The organism is Roseovarius sp. B-10 (assembly GCF_056859295.1).
The window spans coordinates 16,972-39,823 of sequence record NZ_JBSXOE010000037.1 but is presented as its reverse complement, the minus strand read 5'-3'; the positions used below and the strand labels follow the sequence as shown (position 1 = coordinate 39,823).

Genomic DNA, 22,852 nt, shown 5'->3' with positions numbered 1-22,852 from the left:
GTTCGAGGAGGAATGTAATGCGCCGTGCCCGCCGATCCAAGGTCGATGCGTTCATCGTGATGGACGTCATGGAGGCCGCGCGCCGCGCCGAAGAGGCGGGGCGGCGGATCATCCACATGGAGGTGGGGCAGCCCGGCACCCCGGCCCCTGCGGGTGCGCGCGCGGCGCTGGCCGCGGCGATGGAGGCGGGCGCGCTCGGCTATACAGTGGCGCTGGGGTTGCCGGAGCTGCGTGCCCGCATCGCGCGGCATTACGGCGAATGGTATGGCGTTGATCTCGACCCCGCGCGCGTGGTCATCACGCCGGGATCGTCGGGGGCGTTCATCCTTGCCTTCACCGCGCTCTTCGACGCGGGCGACAGGGTGGGAATCGGCGCTCCGGGTTATCCAAGCTATCGCCAGATCCTGCGCGCGCTGGACCTCGTGCCCGTCGATATCGAAACGTCGGCGGAAAACCGCCTGCAACCAGTGCCCGGAGACCTCGCGGGCCGCGATCTGGCAGGGCTGCTGGTGGCGAGCCCGGGCAATCCATCGGGCACGATGCTGGACCGCGACCGGCTGGCGGCGCTGATTGGCGCCACGCAACAGGCCGGGGGGCAATTCATCAGCGACGAAATCTATCATGGCCTGCATTACGAGGCCCGCGCGGTGAGCGCGCTGGAGATCACCGACGACTGTTACGTCATCAATTCCTTCTCCAAGTATTTTTCGATGACCGGCTGGCGCATCGGCTGGATGGTGGTGCCCGAGGATCACGTGCGCACTATCGAACGGCTGGCGCAGAATCTCTTTATCTGCCCGCCACATGCCAGCCAGATCGCGGCGCTGGCGGCGATGGACTGCCACGAGGAGCTGGAGGCCAACCGGGCGGTCTATGCCCGCAATCGTGCATTGATGCTGGAGGGGCTGCCCAAGGCGGGCTTTGACCGGATCGCGCCACCCGACGGTGCATTCTACGTCTATGCCGACGTGCGCCACCTGACCGATGACAGCCGCGCGCTGGCCGCCGAAATCCTCGAACGCGCGGGCGTCGCGGTGACACCGGGGCTTGATTTCGACCCCGGCCGCGGGGCGGGAACGCTGCGCTTTTCCTATGCACGCGCCACCGCAGATATCGAGGAGGGGCTGGCGCGGCTCGCGGCGTTCATGGCGGCGCGCTGACACGGTGTGCGCGCCCGATTCTTGCCACGATTCGAGCAAAAATTCGTCATTGCGGGCAGGCAAGCTCGGCAATGTCCGGAATTATGCGCGAAGGAGCGGATCATGCCAAGTCTCAGGGACGCATATCGCGGCGCAAGCGTGCTGGTCGCCGTCAATGCCGATCTGTTGCTGTTTGCCGCGACGTTGGCCGCGGCACTGATGGCGGCGGGATATCTCGGCACGCTGTGACCTGGTCATTCGCGTTTTGACAAGCCCTGACAGACCGGGTAGTGACTTCGGTTAATGGGATGTCTGACTGGGTTTGACCGATGAGCGATTGTGACGCGGCACGGCCGCTTGCCGCCTTTTTGAAGCAGGGTCTTTTCCACCTAGTTGCGGTGCTGTCGCTCGCCTTGGTCGGGCTTGCCTCGCAGGGTCAGGCCCAAGAATACCGCTTTACCGAGGTGGCAATCGAGGGCAATCAGCGGATCGAGGGCGATACGATCCTGTCCTATGCCGAGATCGCGCGGGGCGGGACGGTGAGCGCGGGCGAGCTCAACGCTGCCTATCAGCGCATTCTCGATACCGGCCTGTTCGAGACCGTCGAGCTCGATCCGCAGGGCAATCGCCTGGTCATTCGCGTGACCGAGTTCCCGACCATCAACCGCATCGCCTTCGAGGGCAACAAGAAGCTCAAGAACGAGGAGCTGTCGGGCTTTATCCAGAGCCGGTCGCGGCAGGTGTTCAGCCCCGCGCAGGCCGAGCGCGACGCCGCCACCATCGCCGAGGCCTATGCCCAGAACGGGCGCATCTCGGCGCGGGTCACGCCCAAGGTGATCCGCCGTAGCGACAACCGGGTGGACGTCGTTTTCGAGATTTTCGAGGGCGGCGCCATCGAGATCAAGCGTATCGGCTTTTCCGGCAACCGGGTCTATTCCGACCGTCGCCTGCGCCGCGCGATCCAGAGCAAGCAGGCGGGGCTTTTGCGTGCGATCATCAGCAGGGATACCTTCGTAGAGGATCGGATAAGCTTTGACCGGCAGGTGCTGACGGACTTCTACAATTCGCGGGGCTATGTCGATTTCCGCGTGACCGGCGTCAATGCCGAGCTGGCGCGCGAACGCGACGGCTATTTCGTTACCTTTAACGTTGAAGAGGGGCAGCAGTTCCGCTTTGGCGAGGTGACGACGGTGAGCGAGTATGACGGCGTGGAGGCCGAGCCGTATCACGACACGCTCAAGCTGCGCTCTGGCGTGGTCTACTCCCCTAACGTGGTCGAAAATGCCATCGCCCGGATGGAGCGGCTGGGCGTCAAGCAGGGCGTGGATTTCCTGCGCGTCGAGCCACGGGTGACGCGCAACGACCGCGAGCTGACGCTCGACGTTGAATTCGTGCTCCAGCGGGGACCGCGCGTGTTCGTCGAGCGTATTGATATCGAGGGCAACACCACCACGCTTGACCGGGTGATCCGGCGCCAGTTCGACACCGCCGAGGGCGATCCGTTCAATCCGCGCGCGATCCGGCAGGCGGCCGAGCGCATCCGTGCGCTGCGTTTCTTCGAGAATGTCGATGTCAACGCGCGCGAGGGGTCGCGCCCCGACCAGGTCGTGATCGAGACCGATGTCGAGGAAACCACGACCGGCTCTGTTTCGGTCGGTGCCAGCTTCTCGACCAATTCGGGTCTGGGTTTGCAATTCGGCCTGTCCGAGCGCAATTTCCTCGGGCGGGGGCAGGAACTCAAATTCAACATCCTGGGCACCGGCGACACGCTCAACTACAACATCGGCTTCGTCGAACCCGCCTTCCTGGGGCGGGACGTGGCGTTCGGGCTCGACTTCGCGTTCCAGGAGACCGACAGCGACAACGCCCTGTTCGATACCGCCATCGGTGTGTTCCGCCCCAGCCTGACCTTTCCCACCGGCGAGAATGGACGTCTGGGCCTGTTCTACAACGGTCGCTACGAGGAGATGTCGGACTACAACGGCAACAGTGGCATTCTCCAGAACGAGATCAATCAGGGCGACCTTTGGACCAGTGCCGTGGGCTATGATTACAGCTTTGACACGCGCCGCACCGGTCTCGACCCCAACTCGGGGATACTTCTGTCCTTCGGGCAGGAACTGGCTGGGCTCGGTGGGGATAACGAGTATATCAAGACCACCCTGCGGCTGGTCGGACAGACCGCGGTGCTCAACGAGGAAGTGACGCTGCGTGCCATCGTCGAGGGTGGTGCGATCGAGTTCAACAGCGGGCAAAACAGCCGATTCCTCAACCGCTTCAACGATCAGGTGATCCGCGGGTTCGAGCCCAACGGGATGGGCCCGGTCGAGGGCAACGAGCATCTTGGCGGCGACTACTACGCGGCGCTGAAGCTTGAGGCTGAATTCCCCATCGGCCTGCCGGAGGAATACGGTATCACCGGTGGCGCATTCTACGACGTCGGCGCGATCTGGGGCGTCGACAACAAGAGCGCGGCGGTTGGCACGCTCGCCGCCACCGGGTTCGAGCCACGCCACGTCATCGGCCTGTCGGTGTTCTGGAGCTCGCCCTTCGGGCCGCTGCGGATGAACTTCTCCAACGCACTCAAGAAGGAGCCGGGCGATTTCGAGCAGAGCTTCAACCTGACGGTTCGCACCGACTTTTGATCATGCGCGCGGGGCTCTTTCTCGCAACGTTTCTGGCCCTGTTCTCGGGGGGCGCCGATGCGCCCGCGCGGGCGCAGCAACTGGGCGTCGTGCAGAGCGATGTGCTTGTGATCGACATCGAGCGGCTGCTGGCGGAAACCGCCTATGGCCAGAAGCTCCAGGCCGGGATCGAGGCCGAGCGTGACGCGTTGATCGCGCGCAACGATCGCGTGGCCGCCGAGCTCGAGGCCGAAGAGCAGAAGCTCACGGAGTTGCGCGCCACCACCCCGCCGGACGAGTTCCGCGAGATGGCCGACGCGTTCGATACCAAGGTGACGCAACTGCGCCGCGAGAGCGAGCGGCTCTCGCGCGAGTTGGAACGGCAGCGTGATCTCGCGCCGGTGCAGTTCATGCGGGTGGTGCAGCCGGTTCTGGGCGAGATCCTGAACGAGGCGGATGCGGTGGCGCTGCTGGATGTGCGCAGCGTGATCCTGCGCGCCGAGGTGGCCGACGTGACCGATATCGCCGTTTCGCGCATCGACGCCCGCATCGGCGAGGGCCCCGAGCCACCCGACGCGCCGCAGGAGTAGCCGCGCGCCGCGCTTGCCCCGCGCGGGCGCACTTGCTAGGGACAGCGCGTCGCAACTTTGAGAGGACGTGCCATGAGCGAGCCGCTGAAATCCGCGGATATCCATCTGATCCAGCGGATTATCCCGCATCGCTACCCGTTCCTGCTGGTGGATCGTGTGGTCGATATCGACGGCTTCAACTCGGCGCGCGGCCTCAAGAACGTCTCGATGAACGAGCCGCATTTCCAGGGCCATTTCCCGGGCCACCCGATCATGCCGGGGGTGACCATCATCGAGGCGATGGCGCAGACCGCTGCGGTCATGGTGGGCTGTGCGCTGGGTCTGGAGGACCGCAACATGCTGGTCTATTTCATGGCCATCGAGACGGCCAAGTTCCGCCGCATGGTGGTGCCGGGCGACGTGCTGGAGCTCAAGGTCGAGACGCGCCGGGGCAAGCCGGGCGGCAAGGTCTGGAAATTCGCGGGCGTGGCCTCGGTCGCGGGCGAAGTGGCCGCCGAGGCGGAATTCACCGCCATGATGGACATGCCGAAGGATTGACGCGATGAGCGAGACGATGATCCACCCGGCGGCGGTGGTCGAGCCGGGGGCCGAGATCGGGGAGGGCTGCCAGATCGGGCCGTTCTGTCATGTCGGCCCGCGGGTGCGGCTTGCTCCCGGTGTCACGCTCAAGTCCCACGTGGTGGTGACCGGCGCGACCGAGATCGGTGAGGGCACGCTGATTTTTCCGTTCTCCTGCATCGGCGAGATTCCGCAAGATCTGAAGTACCGTGGCGAGGAGACGCGGCTGGTGATCGGCGCGCGCAACCGTATCCGCGAGCACGTCACCATGAACACCGGCACCGAGGGCGGCGGCGGCGTCACGCGCGTGGGCGACGACGGCCTGTTCATGGCGGGCTGTCACGTGGCCCATGACGTGCAGATCGGAGACCGGGTGATCGTGGTCAACAACGCGGCCCTCGCGGGGCATTGCGTGCTGGAGGACGATGTCATCATCGGCGGGCTGTCGGGGGTCCATCAATTCGTGCGTATCGGCCGCGGCGCGATTATCGGGGCGGTGACGATGGTGACCAACGACGTGATCCCCTATGGCCTGGTGCAGGGGCCGCGCGGCTATCTCGACGGGCTCAACCTCGTGGGGCTCAAGCGGCGCGGCGTGCCGCGCGCCGACATCACCGCGCTGCGCGCCGCGTTCCAGATGCTGGCGCAGGGCGAGGGCGCGTTCCAGGACCGCGCACGCAGGCTGGGCGAGGAGACAACGAGCGATTACGTGCGCCGCATCGTCAATTTCGTGACCGCGCATTCCGACCGCTCCTACCTCACCCCCGGGCAGGGCTAGGCCGGTGGGCCTCGCGCTTATCGCCGGGCAGGGCGGCGTGCCGCCGCACCTGGTTCGGGTGCTGCTGGCGCGGGGCGAGGTGCCTGTGCTGTGCGAGGTGGAGCAGTTTCCCTCGCAGGTCACCGGCGATATGCCCCGGCTGGGCTTTCGGCTCGAGACATTCGGCAGCTTGCTGGCGGAACTGCGCGCGCGCGGGGTGACGCGGCTGTGCATGGCGGGCGCCATGCGGCGGCCCGAGGTGGACCCGAGCCGCATCGACGCGGCCACCGCGCCGCTGGTGCCACGCCTGACGGCAGCGATGGCCAAGGGCGACGACGGCACCCTGCGCGAGATCGTGGCGATCATCGAGGAGGCCGGGATCGCCGTGGTGGGCGCGGCGGATATCGCGCCGGACCTGTTGCCGGAGGTGGGGCTTCTGACCGGCACGTTGCCCGAGGGCGTGGCGATCGCATTGCCCGCCGCCGAGGCCGCGCTCGCCGAGATGGGGCGCAGCGATACCGGGCAGGCGGTGGTCCTGCGCGGTGGCACGGTCGTCGCACGCGAGGACGCGCGCGGCACCGACGCCATGCTGGCCGATCTCGCACTGGGGGCGTTTAACCCGCTAGACCTCGCGCTCGATGCAGCCGTCGACTGGCGGCGCGCGGCGGATGCGCAGGCCACGCCCGCGTTTCTATACAAGGCGCCAAAGCCCCGTCAGGAGATGCGCGTGGACATGCCGGTGATCGGCCCCGATACCGCCGCGCGCGCCGCCGAGGCAGGGCTTGCCGGTATCGTGATTGCAGCGGGTGGTGTAATGGTGCTCGACCGTGCGCGGGTGATCGAGGTGCTGGCGGGCGCGGGCCTGTTCCTGTGGGTGCGCGACGGCGGGTCGTCCGGGGGGCAGGGGTGAAGGTGTTTCTCGTCGCGGGTGAGGCGTCCGGCGATCGGCTGGGCGGCGCACTGATGTCCGGTCTCAAGACGCTCGCCACGCCGCGATTCTTCGGCGTGGGCGGGTCGATGATGCAGGCGCAGGGACTCGACAGCCTGTTCGCGATGGACGATCTGAGCGTGATGGGGCTGGCGGAGGTACTGCCGCGCTACCTGCACCTGCGCCGCCGTCTCGCGCAGACCGTCGCCGCCGTTCTGGAGACCGCGCCGGACGTACTGGTGACCATCGACAGCCCGGATTTCGGTCTGCGCGTGGCGCGGCAGGTGCGCGCCGCGAATCCGGCCATCCGTACCGTGCACTACGTCGCCCCCTCGGTCTGGGCCTGGCGGGCGGGGCGCGCGGCAAGGATGGCGCAGTATGTCGATCAGGTGCTGGCGCTTCTGCCGTTCGAGCCGCCGCTGATGGAGGCCGCGGGCATGGCCTGCGATTTCGTGGGCCACCCGGTGGTGGCCGAGCCGCATCCCGACGCGGCGGAGGTGGCAGCGTTCCGCGCGCGCCACGGGATCGGCGACGCGCCGCTCCTGCTGGTGCTGCCGGGTTCGCGGCGGGGCGAGGTGACGCGGCTCGCCCCGGTTTTCGGCGCGGCGCTCCGGCGGGTGCTGGACGCGCGACCCGAGGCGCGGCTGGTGCTACCCACCACCGCGGCGATGGTGCCGCTGGTGCGCGAGGCGGTGGCGGACTGGCCCGCGCAGCCGCTGATCCTGTCGCCCGATGATCCCGACCATGCCGCCGAGAAGGCCCGCGCCTTTCACGCCGCTGACCTGGCGCTCGCGGCGTCGGGCACCGTGTCGCTGGAGCTTGCGCATGCGCGCACGCCGATGGTGATCGCCTACGATATGGCGCCGCTCAGCCGCGCGATCCTGTCACGGCTCATCCGGGTGGATACGCTCACCCTCGTCAACCTCGTGAGCGAGACCCGCGCGGTGCCGGAATTCATCGGCCGGGCCTGCCGCCCCGAGGCGATCGCGCCGGCGCTCTTGCAGGTGATGGAGCACCGGGACGCGCAAGAAGCGGCGATGGAGACCACCATGCAGCGCCTCGGCGAGGGGGGCGAGGCCCCGGGATTGCGCGCGGCGCGGGCCGTGTTGGCGCGGGTCTAATCCGCCTCGGGCGCGCGGGTGGTGATCTCCTCGATCCTGGGCATCATTCGCGGCATGGCGTCCTGCAACACCGCGGAGATCATCGGCTGTTGCGCCTGTGCCAGCCGCGGCATCTTGCGCATTACCTCGCCGCCGTGCTCGGAAGTGTAGAAATCGTGCAGTGCCGTCAATTCTTCAAGCGTCAGTAGATCGGCGAGGTTCTCGTCCTGGCGGCGCATGACTTCGGTGAGGGGCGCGGTCAACTCCTCGGAAAAGAGCGCCTCGATATCGGCCACCTGCGCGGGCGAGAGCGCCTGTCGGTTGGCGGCCATCTGCTGCACCATCGGCTGCCATATCTGGCGGATGAACTCCTGGATGTTCATGTCGGCCATGCTGGCCTCGACATAGTCGCGCGCGACCGCGAGCCGTGCCTCGCGGTCAGTTTCGGCATGGGCGGGAAGCGCAAGGCTGAGCGCCAGAGCGGCACCTGTGACAAATCGCATGAGTCAAACTCCGGTATGAAAAATCCGTGGGCACACAAGCACTTCGATTCCATGCTGTCAACGGCGCAGGGGCGGCGGTGCTTGCATGGGCGGGGTGGGGTTGCTATTGGCTGCGGTCAAAGGCCGATCAAATCGGTCGGATAGATGGCGAGAGACACCGGTGCAAAGCCCCACTCCCCGGCTGGAAATCAGGAACGTCACGCGCCGCTATGACGGGCGGCTGGTGGTAGACGACGTATCGCTGCAGGTCTTGCCGGGGCAGGTGATGTGCCTGCTGGGACCGTCGGGCTGCGGCAAGTCGACGACCCTGCGGATGATCGCGGGCGTCGAGATGCAGGACGCGGGCGAGATCCATGTCGATGGCAAGCTGGTGTGCGACACGATCTTCCGCGTGCCACCCGAGCGGCGGCGGATCGGCCTCATGTTCCAGGATTTCGCGTTGTTTCCGCATCTGAGCGTGGCCGATAACGTGGGATTTGGCCTCGACGGGCCGAGACGGGCGCGGCGCGCACGGGTGATCGAACTGCTTGAGCGGGTGCATCTGGCGCATCATATCGATGCCTTCCCCCACGAGCTTTCGGGGGGCGAGCAGCAGCGTGTGGCGCTGGCGCGTGCGCTGGCGCCGCGCCCGCGGATCATGCTGATGGACGAGCCGTTCTCGGGGCTCGACAACCGGCTGCGCGATGGTATCCGTGACGAGACGCTCGACATCCTGCGCGAGGAGGACACCGCCGTCCTGCTGGTCACGCACGAGCCGGAAGAGGCGATGCGCATGGCGGATCAGATCGCGCTGATGCGCGACGGGCGGATCGTGCAGCAGGGCGCGCCCTACAACGTCTACAACGCGCCGATGGATCGCAGCGCGATGGCGTTCTTCTCCGAAATCAACGTGATCCGGGGCACCGTGCGCGGGGCGTTGACCGAGACCCCCTTTGGCCAGTTTCTCGCCCCTGGCGTGCCGGACGGGCAAGTGGTCGAGATCGTGATCCGTCCGCAGCACATCAAGATCGATTTCGACCGCAACGGGCGCGGGCCCAACCCCACGCCGCTCGATGGCACGCCTGCGCGCGGGGTGGTGACGCGGGCGCGGTTCATGGGGTCGGAAAGCCTGGTGGAGTTTCGCATGGACCACGACGGCTCGCTCATCAAGGCGAGCGTGCCCAACGTGTTCCTGCCCAAGCCGGGCAAGCCGCTGTGGCTGATGATCCGCCGCGACCGGTGTTTCGTGTTCCCGGCGGGTGGGTGAGGCGCGCGGACGGAAGGAAAGTTGCTGGATGGCCTGTTGCTGCCATTCACCTCCTGCCCTGCGCGGAATCAAGGCGCGCTTGCGCGCCGCCGCGCAGCGCCCGACCGCCCCCTCGGGCGGGCGCTTTTGCAACGCTGCAAGCCGCGGAAATAAAAGAGGTATCTTGCACCATAAATCGCATATCATAAACCGACCTGCGCCCACCCGGCGGTCGGGCGCTGCGCGGCTCATCGCTCAAGACCCGAACGTCCCCTCCAGGCCAAAAGCCCCCCTCACAGTTTGCGGATCTTCAGCCTCGTGATGCGGTTATCCTTGCGTGACATGACCTGGAAGCGAAAGCCGTGGAAGCTGAACACCTGGTCCACCGTGGGGATGCTCTGCGCCTCGTGGATCACCAGCCCCGCGACGGTGTTGGCCGCGTCGTCGGGCAGGGTCCAGTCGGTGGCGCGGTTGAGGTCGCGGATGGTCATCGCCCCGTCCACGATATAGTCGCCGTCTGAGGCGCGGCGCACCGGGTGATCGGTTTCGGCATCGAACTCGTCGACGATCTCGCCGACGATCTCCTCGAGGATGTCTTCAAGCGTGATCAGCCCCTGAAGCGCGCCATATTCGTCCACCACCAACGCGAAATGGCTCCGCATCCGCAAGAATTGGCGCATCTGCTCGTCGAGCGTGGTCGTCTCGGGTATGAAATATGGCTCTCGCGCAATGGTACGCACGTCGAAATCGTCGAGTTCGCCGGTGCTGTTATCGCCCTCCACGGCGAGTTTGTGGATGGCGCGCAGCAGGTCCTTTGCGTGGACGATGCCGACGATATTGTCGGGATCGCCCTCATAGAGAGGCAGGCGCGTGTGGTTGCTGGCAAGACATTGCGACAGGATATCCTGCGGGCGGGCCTCTACGTCGAGCATCTGGATGCGCGAGCGGTGGATCATCACCTCCTCGACCGCGCGATCGCTGAGATCGAGCGCGCCCAGGATGCGGTCGCGATCCTCCTTTTCGACCACGCCCTCGGACTGCCCCAGCCAGAGCGCACCGGCGATCTCCTCGCGCACGGCGAGGATGTGGCTGTCGGGGTCGGTTTGCACACCGACGCAGCGCAGGATCAGCCGCACCAGCCAGCGCACCGCGGACACGATTGGGTCGAAGACGCGGATCACCCAGACGATCACCGGCGCGGTGCGCGCCGCCGCCAACTCGGCATTGGTGATGGCATAGGTCTTGGGCAGCACCTCGGCGAAGATCAGCACAAGAAGCGTCATCACCAGCGTCGCCAGCGCTACGCCGCTCTCGCCGAAGAGCCGTGTGAATAGGGCGGTGGCCAGCGAGGCTGCCAGAATGTTGACGAGGTTGTTGCCGAGAAGAACCGAGCCGATCAGGCGCTCGTTGTCCTCTGTGATCCCGAGTGCGGTCTCCGCCCCGCGCGAGCCCTTTTCCGCCTGTGCGCGCAGCTTGCCGCGCGAGGCTGCCGTGAGCGCGGTCTCGCTGCCCGAGAAAAAACCCGAGAGCACCAGCAGCCCGAGAATCGCCACGACGGTGATCCAGAAGGTCGGGTCGAGATAGGCGGCGAGCGAGTCCATGGGTCAGCGTCCTTGAGATGATATGGCGGGGTTATGCGGTCTCGGGGCGGCTCAATCAAGGCGGCAGGCGCGCGCTCAGCCCTTGGGGTCAGTCTTGCGGCGAATGGTGCCGAGCGGGTGATGCGCCTCCACCAGCGCGCGCAGCCGTGCGTCGAGTACGTGGGTGTAAATCTCGGTGGTGGCGAGATCGGCGTGGCCCAGAAGCGTCTGGATTACCCGCAGATCGGCCCCGTTCGCCAGCAGATGCGTGGCAAAGGCATGGCGCAACCGGTGCGGCGTGACCGCGTCGGGGTCGATGCCCGCGCGGGTGGCGATCTGCTTGACGAGGCCATAGAACCGATGCCGCGTCAGGTGCCCGGCGCGGCCAGACGACGGAAACAGCCAGGGCGAAGCCGCGCGCCGCTTGTCGCGGGCGCGCACCACGAGCCACGCAGCGAGCGCCGCGCGCGCCGGCGGCGACAGCGGCACCAGCCGCTCCTTGCCGCCCTTGCCGCGCACCAGCAGCATCTCGGGGTCGCCCTGTGCGGCGGCCAGCGGGAGGCCCACGAGCTCGCTCACCCGCATCCCCGTGGCGTATAGCAGCGCTATGAGGGCCCCGTTGCGCACCTGTTCGACTTCGCCGCGCCCGACCTGCGGCGCGGCGTCGAGCAGGCGCTCGACCTGCCCCTCGGTAAGCGTGCGTGGCAATGCCCGGCTGCGCCCCGGACCCTGAAGGCGAATCGCGGGATTGTCGCTGCGCCAGCCCTCATCCACCGCGAACCGGTAGAATTGCCGGATCGAGGACAGGCGCCGCGCGCGGGTGGCCTGCGCCAGCCCCTCTGCATCGCAGGCCACGAGATAGGCCTCGACATCCGCCTGCGTGGCCGTCAGCAAGCCGCGCCCGCCCCGCGTGATGAGCCAACCTGCGTAGGCGCGCAGGTCGCGGCCATAAGCCATCAGCGTGTTGCGCGCGGCCCCCAGTTCGGCGGCCTGCGCCTCGAGAAAGGTGTCGATGCGGTTCTCGGCCAGGTTCATTGGTCCGGCCCGAGTAGCACGATCTGCAAGGCCGCGCGCCGCGCGGTGTCCTCTAGCCCGGCGGCGCGCAGGGTGGCGAGCGCGGCCTCCACCGACGAGGGCGCAACCCTCTCGGCACCGTGGTCGAGCAGCGCGGCGGCGGCGAGGATCGCCTCGCCCAGCCGACCCTCGGCGATCATCTGCTGATGCTCGGGGGCGGCAGTGGTGGCGGCAAATCCTGCGGCGATCGCCGATTGCATCCGGGTGGCGGCATCCGCGTTTCCCGGGGTGCCCTCGGCGATCCCGGCGAGGAACCTGTCGCGCATGGAGGGTGACGCGATCTCTCTCGCGCGCTCGTAGAGCGGCGACAGAAGGACCATCTCGGCAGCGCGCGCAGCGAGCGGGTCGGGCAGGGGGGCGGCGGCGAGAAGGCGCTCGGCGAAAATCTCGGACATCACCGTTTCCAGCCCAAGCGCACGCGCACCCTCCCACACGGCGGGCAGCGCCTTGGCCAGCGCTTCAGCCCCGCCACCGGGCGCGAGCGCACTGTCGAGCGCCTGTACCGCGGCGACGCGGTCCCACACACCGCCCGAGGCTGCGGGCTTGCGCGCCGTGTAGAGCCCGAAGAGCCGTGTAGCAGCGAGCGCCCCGGTCTGCGCAAGCCGCTCGGCGGCGACGATCTCGGCCTTCCAGCCCGCCGTACCGCGCAGGTCGGCCATGGCATAGGCGCGCGGCAGGCCATGTGTGCCGAGTGGTGCGCCAATGGATTCGTAGAGACGAAATCGAAGCGGCGTCATCTCGGTGGGGGGCACGGGCGGGGCGATCTCCTCGATGAGTTCGGGTTCGAGATGGAGCGCGAGGAGCGTCACGTCCGGCTCGGTGATCGCGCCGCTTGCCTCGGCCCCGTGCAGGATCAGCGCCGCCGTCTGCCAGTCTCCCGCGCGGGCGAGGCAATAGATGCGCGACCGTGGATCATCGCTCAGGTGTGGCGTGGCGGCGAGTGCTGCGCAGGCCCGGTCCTCGCGGCCGTCGAGCAGCGCGAGGTCGAGCCAGGTGTCGAACAGTCCCGGCCGCGACCCGCCTGCGCGCTCGACCAGTGCCAGCGCGGGCTCGACCGCGCCGAACCGGCGCAGCGCCGCCAGGCGCGCGTGCAGGAACGACGCGGCCCCGGTACTGTCGGGGGGGGCGTCGGCCTCGGCCAGTAGCAGCGTGTAGTAGAGCGCCCGCATCGCGGGGAGCGGGCGCTCGGGCAGCCGCTCGAGATAGCGGGTGAGGATGGCGGTGTTGCTTGCCTCCCAGAGCGTGCGCGGCAGGCCGGTCGTGGTGCTCGGCAAAAGCCCAACCGAATCCGCACGTTGCGCGCCGAGTGGCGTCACCGTGACGTCGGGCCGCGCGATGCGGTCGGCGGTGTCCGGTGCGTCGGGACCGGGGGGCGTGACGGCGGCGGTGCCCATCTCGTCGAGCCAGTCGATGGCCGAGAGTGGGGCCTGTGCCGCGGCGGTGCCGGACCATAGAAGGGCGGCGAGAAAGGCGCTACTCGATCTCAAGAATGATATCCTGCCGCGTCTCGGTTTGGGTCGGGGTGAAATCGGCACCGAAGAACGGGCCGAGATAGGCATAGGCCACGAGCCCAATGAACCCCAGAATTGCAAGGTAGAACAACCATTTGATAAGGCGAAGCATGAGGCGGTCCATGTGCTCTGAGGGTGATTTTTCCCACTTATAGCTGGCATTTCCGGCAAGATCACGCCATTGAGTGCAAAATATCCCCAAGAGGCAAGGGAGCGCCGGGCGTGGCGGCTGGCAAGCGTTGGAAACTGAAGAAAACAATCGTGCTCGTCGGCATGATGGGCGCGGGCAAGACCGCCGTGGGGCGCGCGCTCGCGGCCCGTTTGGGGGTGCCGTTTCTTGACTCGGATGTCGAGATCGAGAAGGCAGCCAACATGACAATTGCCGAGATATTTCAAAGGGATGGAGAGCAGTTCTTTCGCGCCCGAGAGAGCGAGGTGATCGACCGGTTGCTCGATGCGACGCCGGCGATCCTGTCGGTCGGCGGCGGTGCCTTTCTCGCGCAACGTAACCGTGAGATGATCGCGCGCAAGGGGCTTTCGGTGTGGCTGGATGCTGAGCTCGATCTGCTGTGGTCACGGGTAAAAGGAAAGAATACCAGGCCCTTGTTGCGCACAGCTCATCCACGAGAGACGCTGCGCGAGCTCTACGAGGCGCGCGTACCGCTCTATGCGCTGGCGGATGTGCGAGTAGAGGCACATCGCGACTACGCGATCGACGACATGGCCGCGCAGGTCGAGGCGGCGCTGGCCGCGCGACCGGATATTCTGGAGGAGGAGAAATGATCGAAACCGTGCATGTGCCACTGGGTGAGCGGGCCTATGACGTGGTGATCGGGCCGGGGCTGCTCGGCGCGGCGGGCGCGCGCATCGGGCCGCTGTTGCAGCGCCCGCACGTGGCCGTGGTGAGCGACGAGACGGTGGCGGGACTGCATTGGGAAACACTCCGTAAGGGGCTGGACAATAGAGGAATTTCATCTGACTTACTGACCCTGCCACCGGGCGAGGCGACGAAATCTTGGCCGCACCTGGAGCGCGTCGTCGAGTGGCTTCTGGAGCAGCGGATCGAACGCGGCGACGTGGTCGTGGCGTTCGGCGGCGGGGTGATCGGCGACCTTGTCGGCTTTGCCGCCGCGATCCTGCGGCGGGGGGTGCGGTTCGTGCAGGTGCCGACGAGCCTGCTGGCGCAGGTGGATAGCTCGGTCGGGGGGAAGACAGGGATCAACTCGCCGAGGGGCAAGAACCTGATCGGGGCGTTTCATCAGCCGAGCCTCGTGCTGGCGGATACGGAGGTGCTGGGCACGCTGACGCTGCGCGACTACCGGGCGGGATATGGCGAGGTCGTGAAATACGGTCTGTTGGGAGACAGCGAATTCTTTCAATGGCTTGAAGGGCACGGCTCATCCGCCGCCGAGGGCGATATGGCGGCGCGCCTCCATCTTGTGAAACGCTCGGTCGAGATGAAGGCAGGCATCGTCAGTCGCGACGAGACCGAGCAGGGCGAGCGGGCCTTGCTCAACTTGGGCCATACATTTTGTCATGCGCTGGAGGCGGCGACACAATATGATGGGGCACGATTGCTGCATGGCGAGGGCGTGGCGATCGGTTGCGCGCTGGCGTTCGAGTTGTCTGCGCGGCTGGGGCTGTGCGCGCAGGAGGAGCCGAGCCGCGTGCGCGCCCATCTTCGCGACATGAAGATGAAGGCCGACCTGTCGGATATTCCAGGAAAATTGCCGGATGCCGAGGGGCTGTTGTCGCTGATGGCGCAGGACAAGAAGGTGGTGGATGGCACCCTGCGGTTCATCCTCGCGCGCGGCATCGGCGACGCCTTCATCACGGGGGACGTGCCGCCCGAGGCGGTGCGAAAGGTGCTGGATGACGCGCTGGCGGGCCGCGCGAACCTGTAGGTTCAGGACGCGAACCGCAAGGTTCGCGGCCGGCGGCGCGCGGTGCGTCAAGCGGCTGGAAACCAGTGCCGCGTGCGGTTGGCGAAGGCCACGAGCGAAAGCATCACCGGCACCTCGACCAGAACGCCGACCACGGTGGCGAGCGCCGCACCGGAGCCGAGACCGAACAGGCTGATCGCGACGGCGACCGCGAGTTCGAAGAAATTCGACGTGCCGATGAGCGCGCAAGGCGCGGCGACGTTGAAGGGCACGCGCCACGCCCGGGCGAGACCGTAGGCTATGATGAAGATGCCGTAGCTCTGCAACAGCAGCGGCACGGCGATGAGGGCGATCACCAGCGGCGTGTCGATAATCACCTGCCCCTGAAAGCCGAAGAGCAGCAGCACCGTGACCAGCAAGCCGAGAATGGTGATCGGCTTGACGCGGGCGCGGAATTCCTCGACCGCGGCCTCGCCCCCCTGCCGCATCAGACGGCTGCGCGTCGCGATCCCGGCGATGAGCGGGATGAGGATGTAGAGCAGGACCGACAGCAGCAGCGTCTCCCACGGTACGGCGATGTCGGTCACGCCCAGCAGCAGCGCCACGATGGGCGCGAAGGCGAACACCATGATGACGTCGTTCACGCTGACCTGCACGAGGGTATAGGTGGCGTCGCCACGGGTGAGCTGTGACCAGACGAAGACCATCGCGGTGCAGGGTGCGGCCCCGAGCAGGATCAGCCCCGCGAGATAGCCCTGCGCGTCCTCGGGCGGGATCAGCCCGGCGAAGACATGTTTGAAGAACAACACGCCAAGTGCGGCCATGGTGAAAGGCTTGATGAGCCAGTTGACCGTCAGGGTGATGACGAGGCCCTTGGGCCGCTCGCCCACCTGCCGCAGCGCGCCGAAATCGACGCCCACCATCATCGGGTAAACCATTGCCCACACAAGCACCGCCACGGGCAGGTTGACGCGGGCGATCTCGGCGCTGGCGAGGGTCTGGAAGACGCCCGGCAGGAGATTGCCCAGCAACAGCCCCGCGCCCATGGCCAGCGCCACCCAGAGCGAGAGCCAGCGCTCGAACGTGCCCATCCCGCCGGGGGCGTCTGCGGTGTGATCGGTCATGGCGGGAGGGATAGGCTGCTGTCCCGGGGGGTGCAAGCGGGGTTTCGTGAAGGTGCCGTGACGGGGGTCGAAGTCTTGAAAAGACTTCGGGCCGATTTCTTTTGAAGAAATCGGGGCGGATCAGTCGGTGAGTTTCACAAGGGCGTGGCGCTTGCGGCCCGCCGATAGCTTGATCGGGGAGGACAGCGCGTCCGCGTCGAGCACGAGGCCCGCGTCGGTGAGCGGCGCGTCGTCGAGGCGGGCACCGTTCTCGGCGATGAGGCGCTTGGCCTCCTTGCCGGATTTGGCGAGCCCCGCGCGCACGATGAGTTGCACCACCGAGATGCCATTCGCCACCTCGGCGCGGCTCAGGTCGAGCGTGGGCAGGTCATCGCCGACGCCGCCCTTCTCGAACACCTCGCGGGCCGTGGCCTCGGCGGCCTGCGCGGCCTCGGCCCCGTGCAGCAGCGTCGTCACCTCGTTGGCCAGGATGATCTTGGCCTCGTTGATCTCTGACCCCGCGAGCGCGCCCAAGCGGTTGCACTCGTCGAGGGACAATTCGGTGTAGAGCCGCAGGAAGCGGCCCACGTCGGCGTCCATCGTGTTGCGCCAGAATTGCCAGAACTGGTACGGGCTGCACATTTCTGCATCGAGCCAGATCGCGCCATCGGCGGATTTTCCCATCTTGCGCCCGTCCGCCGTGGTCAGCAGCGGCGAGGTGAGGCCGTAGATCTCGTGGTCGAGGACGCGGCGCGTGAGGTCGATCCCGTTGACGATATTGCCCCACTGGTCCGAGCCGCCCATCTGCAACACGCAGCCATAACGGCGGTTGAGTTCGAGAAAGTCATACGCCTGCAGGATCATGTAGTTGAATTCGAGGAACGACAGCGATTGCTCTCGGTCGAGGCGCGATTTCACCGATTCAAAGGCCAGCATCCGGTTGACCGAGAAATGCCGCCCGATGTCACGCAGGAACTCGATGTATTTCAGCCCGTCGAGCCATTCGGCATTGTTGAGCATCAGCGCATCGGTGGGGCCATCGCCATAGGTGATGTAGGCGGCAAACACGCGCTGGATGCCGTCGATATTGGCCTGGATCGCGGCATCGTCCAAGAGCGGGCGCTCATCCGCGCGGAACGAGGGATCGCCCACCTTGGTGGTGCCGCCACCCATCAGCGTGAGTGGCTTGTGTCCGGTCTTTTGCAGCCAGCGCAGCATCATGATCTGGATGAGCGAGCCGACATGCAGCGACCGCGCGGTGGCATCAAACCCGATATAGGCGGGCACCACGCCCGCGCTGAGCGCCTCGTCCAGCCCCTGGTAATCGGTGCAATCCGCGAGAAAGCCGCGCTCGATCATCACGCGCATGAAATCGGATTTCGGGTGGTAGGTCATGGCGCTTGTCCCGCTTTGATTTGCGCGGCATGTATAGGCAGTCGTGGGGCGAAGGAAAAGGCCATGTTGAAGGCGGGGCGCATCCGGGCGCTTGGGGCGATGTCGGGCACCTCTCTGGACGGGGTGGACGCCGCCATGATCGAGACCGATGGCGAGCTGATCCACGGCTTTGGCCCGGTGGGATACCGGCCCTACTCGGACACTGAGCGCGCGGTGTTGCGCCGCGCACTCGGGCAGTGGGCGGGGTCGGAGGTCGAGGCCGCCGCGCGCGTGGTGGAGGACGCGCATGCGGAGTTGCTGCGCGGCTTTGACGGCGTCGCGCTGGTGGGGTTTCACGGGCAGACGCTGGCGCACGAGCCGCGCGGGCGCGGCACCCATCAGGCGGGGGACGGCGCGCGGCTGGCGGAGATGCTGGGCCTGCCGGTGGTGTGGGATTTCCGCAGTGCCGATGTGCGGTTCGGCGGCGAGGGCGCGCCGCTGGCACCGTTCTACCATTTCGCCTGCGCGAAATGGATCGGGGCCGGGGCGCCGCTGGCGTTTCTCAACCTCGGGGGGGTGGGCAACCTGACCTGGGTCGATCCGCGGTGTGCGCGGCCCGAGGAGGAGGGCGCGCTGCTGGCCTTTGACACCGGGCCGGCGAATGCGCCGATCAACGACCTGGTGCAGGCGCGGCTGGGGGCAGAGTGCGACCGCGACGGCGCGCTGGCGCGGCGGGGCCGGGTGGCGCAGGGGGCGCTGGAGATGTTCCTCGACGAGCCCTGGTTCCTGCGGATGCCGCCCAAATCGCTTGACCGCGACGCGTTTGCCGCGATGGTGGCGCTGGTGGGCGAATTGCCCGATGCCGACGCGGCGGCGACGCTGACGGCGATGGCGGTGTCGGCGGTGATGCGCGGGATGGAGCATTGCCCGGTGCCGCCCGCGCGTGTTCTGGTGACCGGGGGCGGGCGCAAGAACCTGGTGATGATGGAGATGCTGCGCGCCTCGCTGGATTGCCCGGTGGTGCCGGTCGAGGAGGCGGGGCTCGATGGTGATATGCTGGAGGCGCAGGCATTCGCGCATCTGGCGGTGCGGGTGGCGCGGGGGTTGCCCACGTCCTGCCCGGGGACCACGGGCGTGCGCGCCGCCGTGTCGGGCGGCACGCTGAGCCGGGCGGAAGGAGGGGCAGATGGATTACGCGCTTGACGAGGGGCCGGGGGGCGGGCTGCGGCTGGGCCTGATCGTGCTGAGCGTGGATACCGGGCTGGAATGGGAGGCGCGGCAGGTGTTCGCGGGTCGCGCGGCGCATGTGATGCACAGCCGTATCCCGGCGCGCGACCATGTCACGCCCGACGACCTCGCGCATATGGCGCCGGAGCTGACGCGCAGCGCGGCGTTGTTGCCGCCGGGGCTGGGGGCGGTGGGGTATGGCTGCACCTCCGGCGCGACGGTGATCGGGCCTGCGGAGGTGGCGGCGCGCGTGGGCGAGGCGCATCCCGGAACGCCGGTGACCGACCCGCTGAGCGCGGTGATCGCGGCGCTGGGGGTGCTGGGGGTGGATCGCATCGGCATGGTCACGCCCTACCTGCCGGAGGTGGTGGCACCCATGCAGGCGGCGCTGGGCGCGGCGGGGATCGAGGCGGTGGCCTCGGAAAGCTTTGGCGAGAGTGACGACCGGATCGTGGGGCGCATCCCCGAGGCGGCCACGTTGCGCGGGATGCTGGACGTCGGCGCGCGGCCCGGGGTAGAGGCGGTGTTCACCTCGTGCACAAACCTGCGTAGCATGGCGGTGATCGACGAGGCGGAGGCGGCGTTGGGCAAGCCGGTGGTGACCTCGAACCAGGCGATGTTCTGGCACATGCTGCGGCTGGCGGGCGCGGGCGAGCGGGCGCGGGGCTGGGGGCCGGGGCGGCTGTTTGCGGTGTGAAAGAGTGCGGCATGATGTGCTGTTGTGCTGAGGGCAGCGCCCGCCTGGGCGGGCGCGCGGGCGTAACCGTGCCAGCGGCGATGCGGTCAAGTAATGCGCGGCGTTGCTACCTGGTGTAACGTCTGAAGCGCCTGCCGGGGGGCAGGCAGGCGCTGCCCGGCGGTGCCGCCGGGCGGGGGATAGCGGCGCTGGTGCGCATTGAAAGACAACGAACAATAAAAGGACGAAAACGGCCATGAAGGACAGCAAATTGAGCCCCGCCACCGTCGCGGCGCAGGCAGGCGGCGCGGCGGATGCGCAGACCGGTGGCGTGGTGCCGGGGATCAGCCTTGCCACCACCTACCTGCGCGGCGCCGACAACGCGCTGTTGCGCCCCGACAACACCTATGGCCGGGACCAGAACGACACCGTGCGGCAGGCCGAGGAGGTGGTGCGCGCGCTGGAGGGGGCGGCGGCGAGCCTGCTGTTTCCCAGCGGTATGGCGGCGGTGGCGGCGGTGTTCCGGGCGCTGCCGTCGGGCGCGCGGGTGGTGATGCAGAATGGCATCTACTGGGGCACGCTGAAATGGGTGCGCGCGTATTGCGTGCGCCGCGCGATCATACTGGACGAGGTGGACGCGTCGGACACGCACGCGCTGGCCAATGCGTGCCGGTCGTCGGCCGACATGGTGTGGATCGAGACGCCGTCGAACCCGTGGCTGAAGACCGTGGATATCGCCGCAGCCGCCGGGATGGCGCACAAGGCGGGCGCGGTGCTGGTGGTCGATGGCACGGCAGCGACGCCGGTGCTGACCCGGGCGCTGGACCTCGGCGCCGACCTGTCGATGCATTCGGCGACCAAGGCGCTGGGGGGGCATTCGGATGTCTTGGGCGGTGTGCTGTCGTGCCGTGATCCCAAGCTGCCGATGTGGGCCGAGATCGCCACCGACCGGCATGATGCGGGCGCGGTGATCGGGCCGTTCGAGGCGTGGCTGTTGATGCGGGGGATGCGGACATTGCCCCTGCGGGTGGAGCGGATGTGCGCCAACGCGATGGCGGTGGCGGAGTACCTGGCGGCGCATGAGGGGGTGGCGGCGGTGCTATATCCGGGGCTGGCGGAGCATACGGGGCATGACGTCGCCGCGCGGCAGATGCGCGGGGGGTACGGGTACCTGCTGTCGTTCATGGTGAAGGGCGACCGTGCGCGCGCGCTGGAGGTGCTGGGGCGGCTGCGGCTGTTTCACCGGGCGACGTCGCTGGGCGGCGTCGAGAGCCTCGCCGAGCACCGCGCCAGCATCGAGCCGCATTCGGGCATCCCGGAGACGCTGATTAGGTTGTCGGTGGGGATCGAGGATTCGGGGGATTTGATCAGGGATTTGGAGGGGGCGTTGGGGTGAGGTCAGAATTGCCAACCTTCTTCTTCCATAAATTCCTCGAGATTTAGACAGCGAACGTTAAAATGGCGGCAGATGTTCGGTATTTTCGCTGCGTTGGGCGGAGCACCTTCAAGCGTGACCACCGTCCCTTCCCCCACGAGAGCTTTCGCAACAACAAAAGGATCAGCGTTTAACCCTCCTTTTTGAATTTTCTTTAGCTCAATATTCTGTTGAAAATGGGGAACAGCGTAAATGTTGCGGATGATTCCCCCTTCCGCTGCTGTAGGTGTTGTAAAGATGGCAGCATTGTCACGCATCCAATCTTCATTAACGTGAGCATAACGCTCCAACTCTCGCTTAACTTCACGCGTGGAAGTTACGTCACCATTCGCGATGAGTTCATCAAAACTTTCCCAAAGAGTTGGAAATCTTCGCCTGTAGAAATGCCGAAAGAGGTTTGATAAAGGAGAGGTGTCAAAAACATACATTTAAATGACCTTCCTCGCAAAATAACTTTCTAGTTTCGGAAGGTTTTTCACTTTCGTATCTAGGTAGTCGGCGAGTTCCGGTTCCGAGATGCGATTTTGATAGTAACGGGAAAAAGCTAGATCGATATAGTTGGTTCCGAGATACGCTATCTTGGTCCAGTAATGGTTCCCTCCACTTCCTCTCTGGCGCTGCCCAATCCATCGATTAGCAGCGTCCCGATATTGGTTTACAGTGATATCTCCACGGTCCAAAAAGCGCCGAAAGATCGATTCTCGCGAAACGTGATAACGATCTGCAAGAATCTCTGCCGTTTCTTCTGTCGGTCTTAGATCTCGCATGTCTGCTTCAAATTGTGCTGCGGGGAGTAAAAATTCAGCCGCGAATTGGTTGCAAACTATCTCGATCTGCCTGTTTGGGATTGGTAGTTCATCGTCAGGCTCATCGCTTAGCGTATTGATTCCGCTCGTATGAAAAAGAAGATGCGCCAATTCGTGAAAAATAGTAAAAATCTGCCGTGTCTTTACGGAGTTATTCACATAAATCAAAGGAAAGGTATCATCATATAAGCAGAACCCAGAATAAAAGTCATTCTTGAAAGCATCTTTAAAAACTGCGACACCGCGAGCTTCCAACGCTTCACGCCACGCCGAAAATGCAGTTTCGGTATCTGCCCACCCTGTTTGCGTGTTAAGCGTTATGCCCAAATAGTGACGCACTCGCTGCGCCATTGCTGGGATGTCCATGTCAGGCGCGAAGCGAAGATCGTGAAGGATGAAATGATCAACTGGATTCCTGCCCTCGTTCAACTCGGCAAGGTTGATCTGAAGCGCCTTTGCCTTGCGCAGTAGGTAATGCACGTCTCTAGGCAGCGCGTCGAACTGCACATCTGGTAAGGTCCGGAAGGACTCCCGGATAGGCGGCACCTCAGGTGGTTCGGGGAAGAAAAACACAGCGACCGGCACCTTTAAGGTTTCCGAAAGCCGTTCAAGCTGAGGATATGTTGGACAAGATTCACCTTCTTCCCACGCTTCTATGTCACGATACTCGGCGCGCATCTCATCTACTGAGAGGCGTGCTCTTTCTCGTGCCCACCGTAGGACTCTTGGAGTTATGGGAATCTGCTCTCTGGCCATTAC

23 protein-coding genes are annotated in these 22,852 nt (G+C 66.1%); 14 read left to right on the top strand and 9 right to left on the bottom strand.

The window, feature by feature from the left end; all coding sequences use genetic code 11:
* Positions 1-17 precede the first annotated feature (17 nt).
* From AC13D8_RS14275 to lpxB, 8 genes are all read left to right on the top strand, one after another.
* Positions 18-1,160, top strand: coding sequence for a pyridoxal phosphate-dependent aminotransferase (locus AC13D8_RS14275; RefSeq protein WP_482969375.1), 1,143 nt, complete (start codon positions 18-20; stop codon positions 1,158-1,160).
* Between the two features lie 102 nt (positions 1,161-1,262).
* Entirely contained in the window at positions 1,263-1,388 is a 126-nt protein-coding gene (locus AC13D8_RS14270) for a hypothetical protein (protein WP_276308229.1), read from the top strand.
* Positions 1,389-1,468: 80 nt separating this feature from the next.
* Positions 1,469-3,784 (top strand): outer membrane protein assembly factor BamA, encoded by a 2,316-nt coding sequence (gene bamA / locus AC13D8_RS14265; protein WP_482969374.1) that lies wholly within the window; start codon positions 1,469-1,471, stop codon positions 3,782-3,784.
* A 2-nt stretch (positions 3,785-3,786) separates the two neighbouring features.
* Positions 3,787-4,353 (top strand): OmpH/Skp family outer membrane protein, encoded by a 567-nt coding sequence (locus tag AC13D8_RS14260; protein ID WP_482969373.1) that lies wholly within the window; start codon positions 3,787-3,789, stop codon positions 4,351-4,353.
* A 72-nt stretch (positions 4,354-4,425) separates the two neighbouring features.
* Positions 4,426-4,890, top strand: coding sequence for a 3-hydroxyacyl-ACP dehydratase FabZ (fabZ, locus tag AC13D8_RS14255; RefSeq protein ID WP_482969372.1), 465 nt, complete (start codon positions 4,426-4,428; stop codon positions 4,888-4,890).
* A 4-nt stretch (positions 4,891-4,894) separates the two neighbouring features.
* A complete protein-coding gene (lpxA, locus tag AC13D8_RS14250; protein ID WP_482969371.1) occupies positions 4,895-5,689 on the top strand; it encodes an acyl-ACP--UDP-N-acetylglucosamine O-acyltransferase in 795 nt (264 codons plus the stop codon).
* 4 nt (positions 5,690-5,693) lie between these two features.
* A complete protein-coding gene (locus AC13D8_RS14245) occupies positions 5,694-6,578 on the top strand; it encodes an LpxI family protein (RefSeq protein WP_482969370.1) in 885 nt (294 codons plus the stop codon).
* Positions 6,575-7,717 (top strand): lipid-A-disaccharide synthase, encoded by a 1,143-nt coding sequence (gene lpxB, locus AC13D8_RS14240; protein ID WP_482969369.1) that lies wholly within the window; start codon positions 6,575-6,577, stop codon positions 7,715-7,717. Before AC13D8_RS14245 ends, lpxB begins: the two co-directional genes overlap by 4 nt.
* Here the strand turns inward: lpxB and AC13D8_RS14235 are convergent.
* The gene (locus tag AC13D8_RS14235) at positions 7,714-8,199 is read right to left on the bottom strand and encodes a DUF2059 domain-containing protein (RefSeq protein WP_482969368.1); all 486 of its coding nucleotides are present in this window, start codon (positions 8,197-8,199) and stop codon (positions 7,714-7,716) included. The genes lpxB and AC13D8_RS14235 overlap by 4 nt on opposite strands.
* A gap of 160 nt (positions 8,200-8,359) precedes the next feature.
* Between AC13D8_RS14235 and AC13D8_RS14230 the strand changes: the two genes are divergently transcribed.
* Positions 8,360-9,445: an ABC transporter ATP-binding protein gene (locus tag AC13D8_RS14230; protein ID WP_482969367.1), complete on the top strand. Its 1,086-nt coding sequence runs from the start codon at positions 8,360-8,362 to the stop codon at positions 9,443-9,445.
* A 272-nt stretch (positions 9,446-9,717) separates the two neighbouring features.
* Here AC13D8_RS14230 and AC13D8_RS14225 read toward each other — a convergent pair whose 3' ends face one another.
* From AC13D8_RS14225 to AC13D8_RS14210, 4 genes are all read right to left on the bottom strand, one after another.
* On the bottom strand, positions 9,718-11,025 hold the full coding sequence (locus AC13D8_RS14225) for an HlyC/CorC family transporter (RefSeq protein ID WP_129432827.1): 1,308 nt from the start codon (positions 11,023-11,025) through the stop codon (positions 9,718-9,720).
* A 75-nt stretch (positions 11,026-11,100) separates the two neighbouring features.
* Positions 11,101-12,039 carry a site-specific tyrosine recombinase XerD gene (locus tag AC13D8_RS14220; RefSeq protein ID WP_482969366.1) on the bottom strand — a complete coding sequence of 313 codons (939 nt, stop codon included), beginning with the start codon at positions 12,037-12,039 and terminating at the stop codon, positions 11,101-11,103.
* A complete protein-coding gene (locus AC13D8_RS14215) occupies positions 12,036-13,565 on the bottom strand; it encodes a hypothetical protein (protein WP_482969365.1) in 1,530 nt (509 codons plus the stop codon). The genes AC13D8_RS14220 and AC13D8_RS14215 overlap by 4 nt, the downstream gene beginning before the upstream one ends.
* Positions 13,552-13,701 (bottom strand): hypothetical protein, encoded by a 150-nt coding sequence (locus AC13D8_RS14210; protein WP_164989213.1) that lies wholly within the window; start codon positions 13,699-13,701, stop codon positions 13,552-13,554. The genes AC13D8_RS14215 and AC13D8_RS14210 overlap by 14 nt, the downstream gene beginning before the upstream one ends.
* A gap of 161 nt (positions 13,702-13,862) precedes the next feature.
* Here AC13D8_RS14210 and AC13D8_RS14205 point away from each other — a divergent pair, with 161 nt between their 5' ends.
* Entirely contained in the window at positions 13,863-14,372 is a 510-nt protein-coding gene (locus AC13D8_RS14205) for a shikimate kinase (protein ID WP_482969456.1), read from the top strand.
* Entirely contained in the window at positions 14,369-15,493 is a 1,125-nt protein-coding gene (gene aroB / locus AC13D8_RS14200) for a 3-dehydroquinate synthase (RefSeq protein WP_482969364.1), read from the top strand. The genes AC13D8_RS14205 and aroB overlap by 4 nt, the downstream gene beginning before the upstream one ends.
* Positions 15,494-15,540: 47 nt before the next feature.
* On the opposite strand, the gene arsB is transcribed toward aroB, so the two are convergent.
* Together arsB and tyrS are read right to left on the bottom strand one after the other, a co-directional pair.
* Entirely contained in the window at positions 15,541-16,596 is a 1,056-nt protein-coding gene (gene arsB / locus AC13D8_RS14195; RefSeq protein WP_482969363.1) for an ACR3 family arsenite efflux transporter, read from the bottom strand.
* A gap of 120 nt (positions 16,597-16,716) precedes the next feature.
* Entirely contained in the window at positions 16,717-17,970 is a 1,254-nt protein-coding gene (gene tyrS / locus AC13D8_RS14190; RefSeq protein ID WP_482969362.1) for a tyrosine--tRNA ligase, read from the bottom strand.
* 63 nt (positions 17,971-18,033) lie between these two features.
* On the opposite strand from tyrS, the gene AC13D8_RS14185 reads away from it, so the two are divergent.
* From AC13D8_RS14185 to AC13D8_RS14175, 3 genes are all read left to right on the top strand, one after another.
* Entirely contained in the window at positions 18,034-19,152 is a 1,119-nt protein-coding gene (locus AC13D8_RS14185) for an anhydro-N-acetylmuramic acid kinase (protein WP_482969361.1), read from the top strand.
* Positions 19,136-19,873 (top strand): maleate cis-trans isomerase family protein, encoded by a 738-nt coding sequence (locus AC13D8_RS14180; protein WP_129432820.1) that lies wholly within the window; start codon positions 19,136-19,138, stop codon positions 19,871-19,873. The genes AC13D8_RS14185 and AC13D8_RS14180 overlap by 17 nt, the downstream gene beginning before the upstream one ends.
* Positions 19,874-20,108: 235 nt before the next feature.
* The gene (locus AC13D8_RS14175) at positions 20,109-21,248 is read left to right on the top strand and encodes a trans-sulfuration enzyme family protein (RefSeq protein ID WP_482969360.1); all 1,140 of its coding nucleotides are present in this window, start codon (positions 20,109-20,111) and stop codon (positions 21,246-21,248) included.
* A 2-nt stretch (positions 21,249-21,250) separates the two neighbouring features.
* Here the strand turns inward: AC13D8_RS14175 and AC13D8_RS14170 are convergent, their stop codons facing one another.
* Together AC13D8_RS14170 and AC13D8_RS14165 are read right to left on the bottom strand one after the other, a co-directional pair.
* The gene (locus tag AC13D8_RS14170; RefSeq protein ID WP_482969359.1) at positions 21,251-21,715 is read right to left on the bottom strand and encodes a PIN domain-containing protein; all 465 of its coding nucleotides are present in this window, start codon (positions 21,713-21,715) and stop codon (positions 21,251-21,253) included.
* Entirely contained in the window at positions 21,716-22,771 is a 1,056-nt protein-coding gene (locus AC13D8_RS14165; RefSeq protein ID WP_482969358.1) for an ImmA/IrrE family metallo-endopeptidase, read from the bottom strand.
* Between the last annotated feature and the right edge of the window lie 81 nt (positions 22,772-22,852).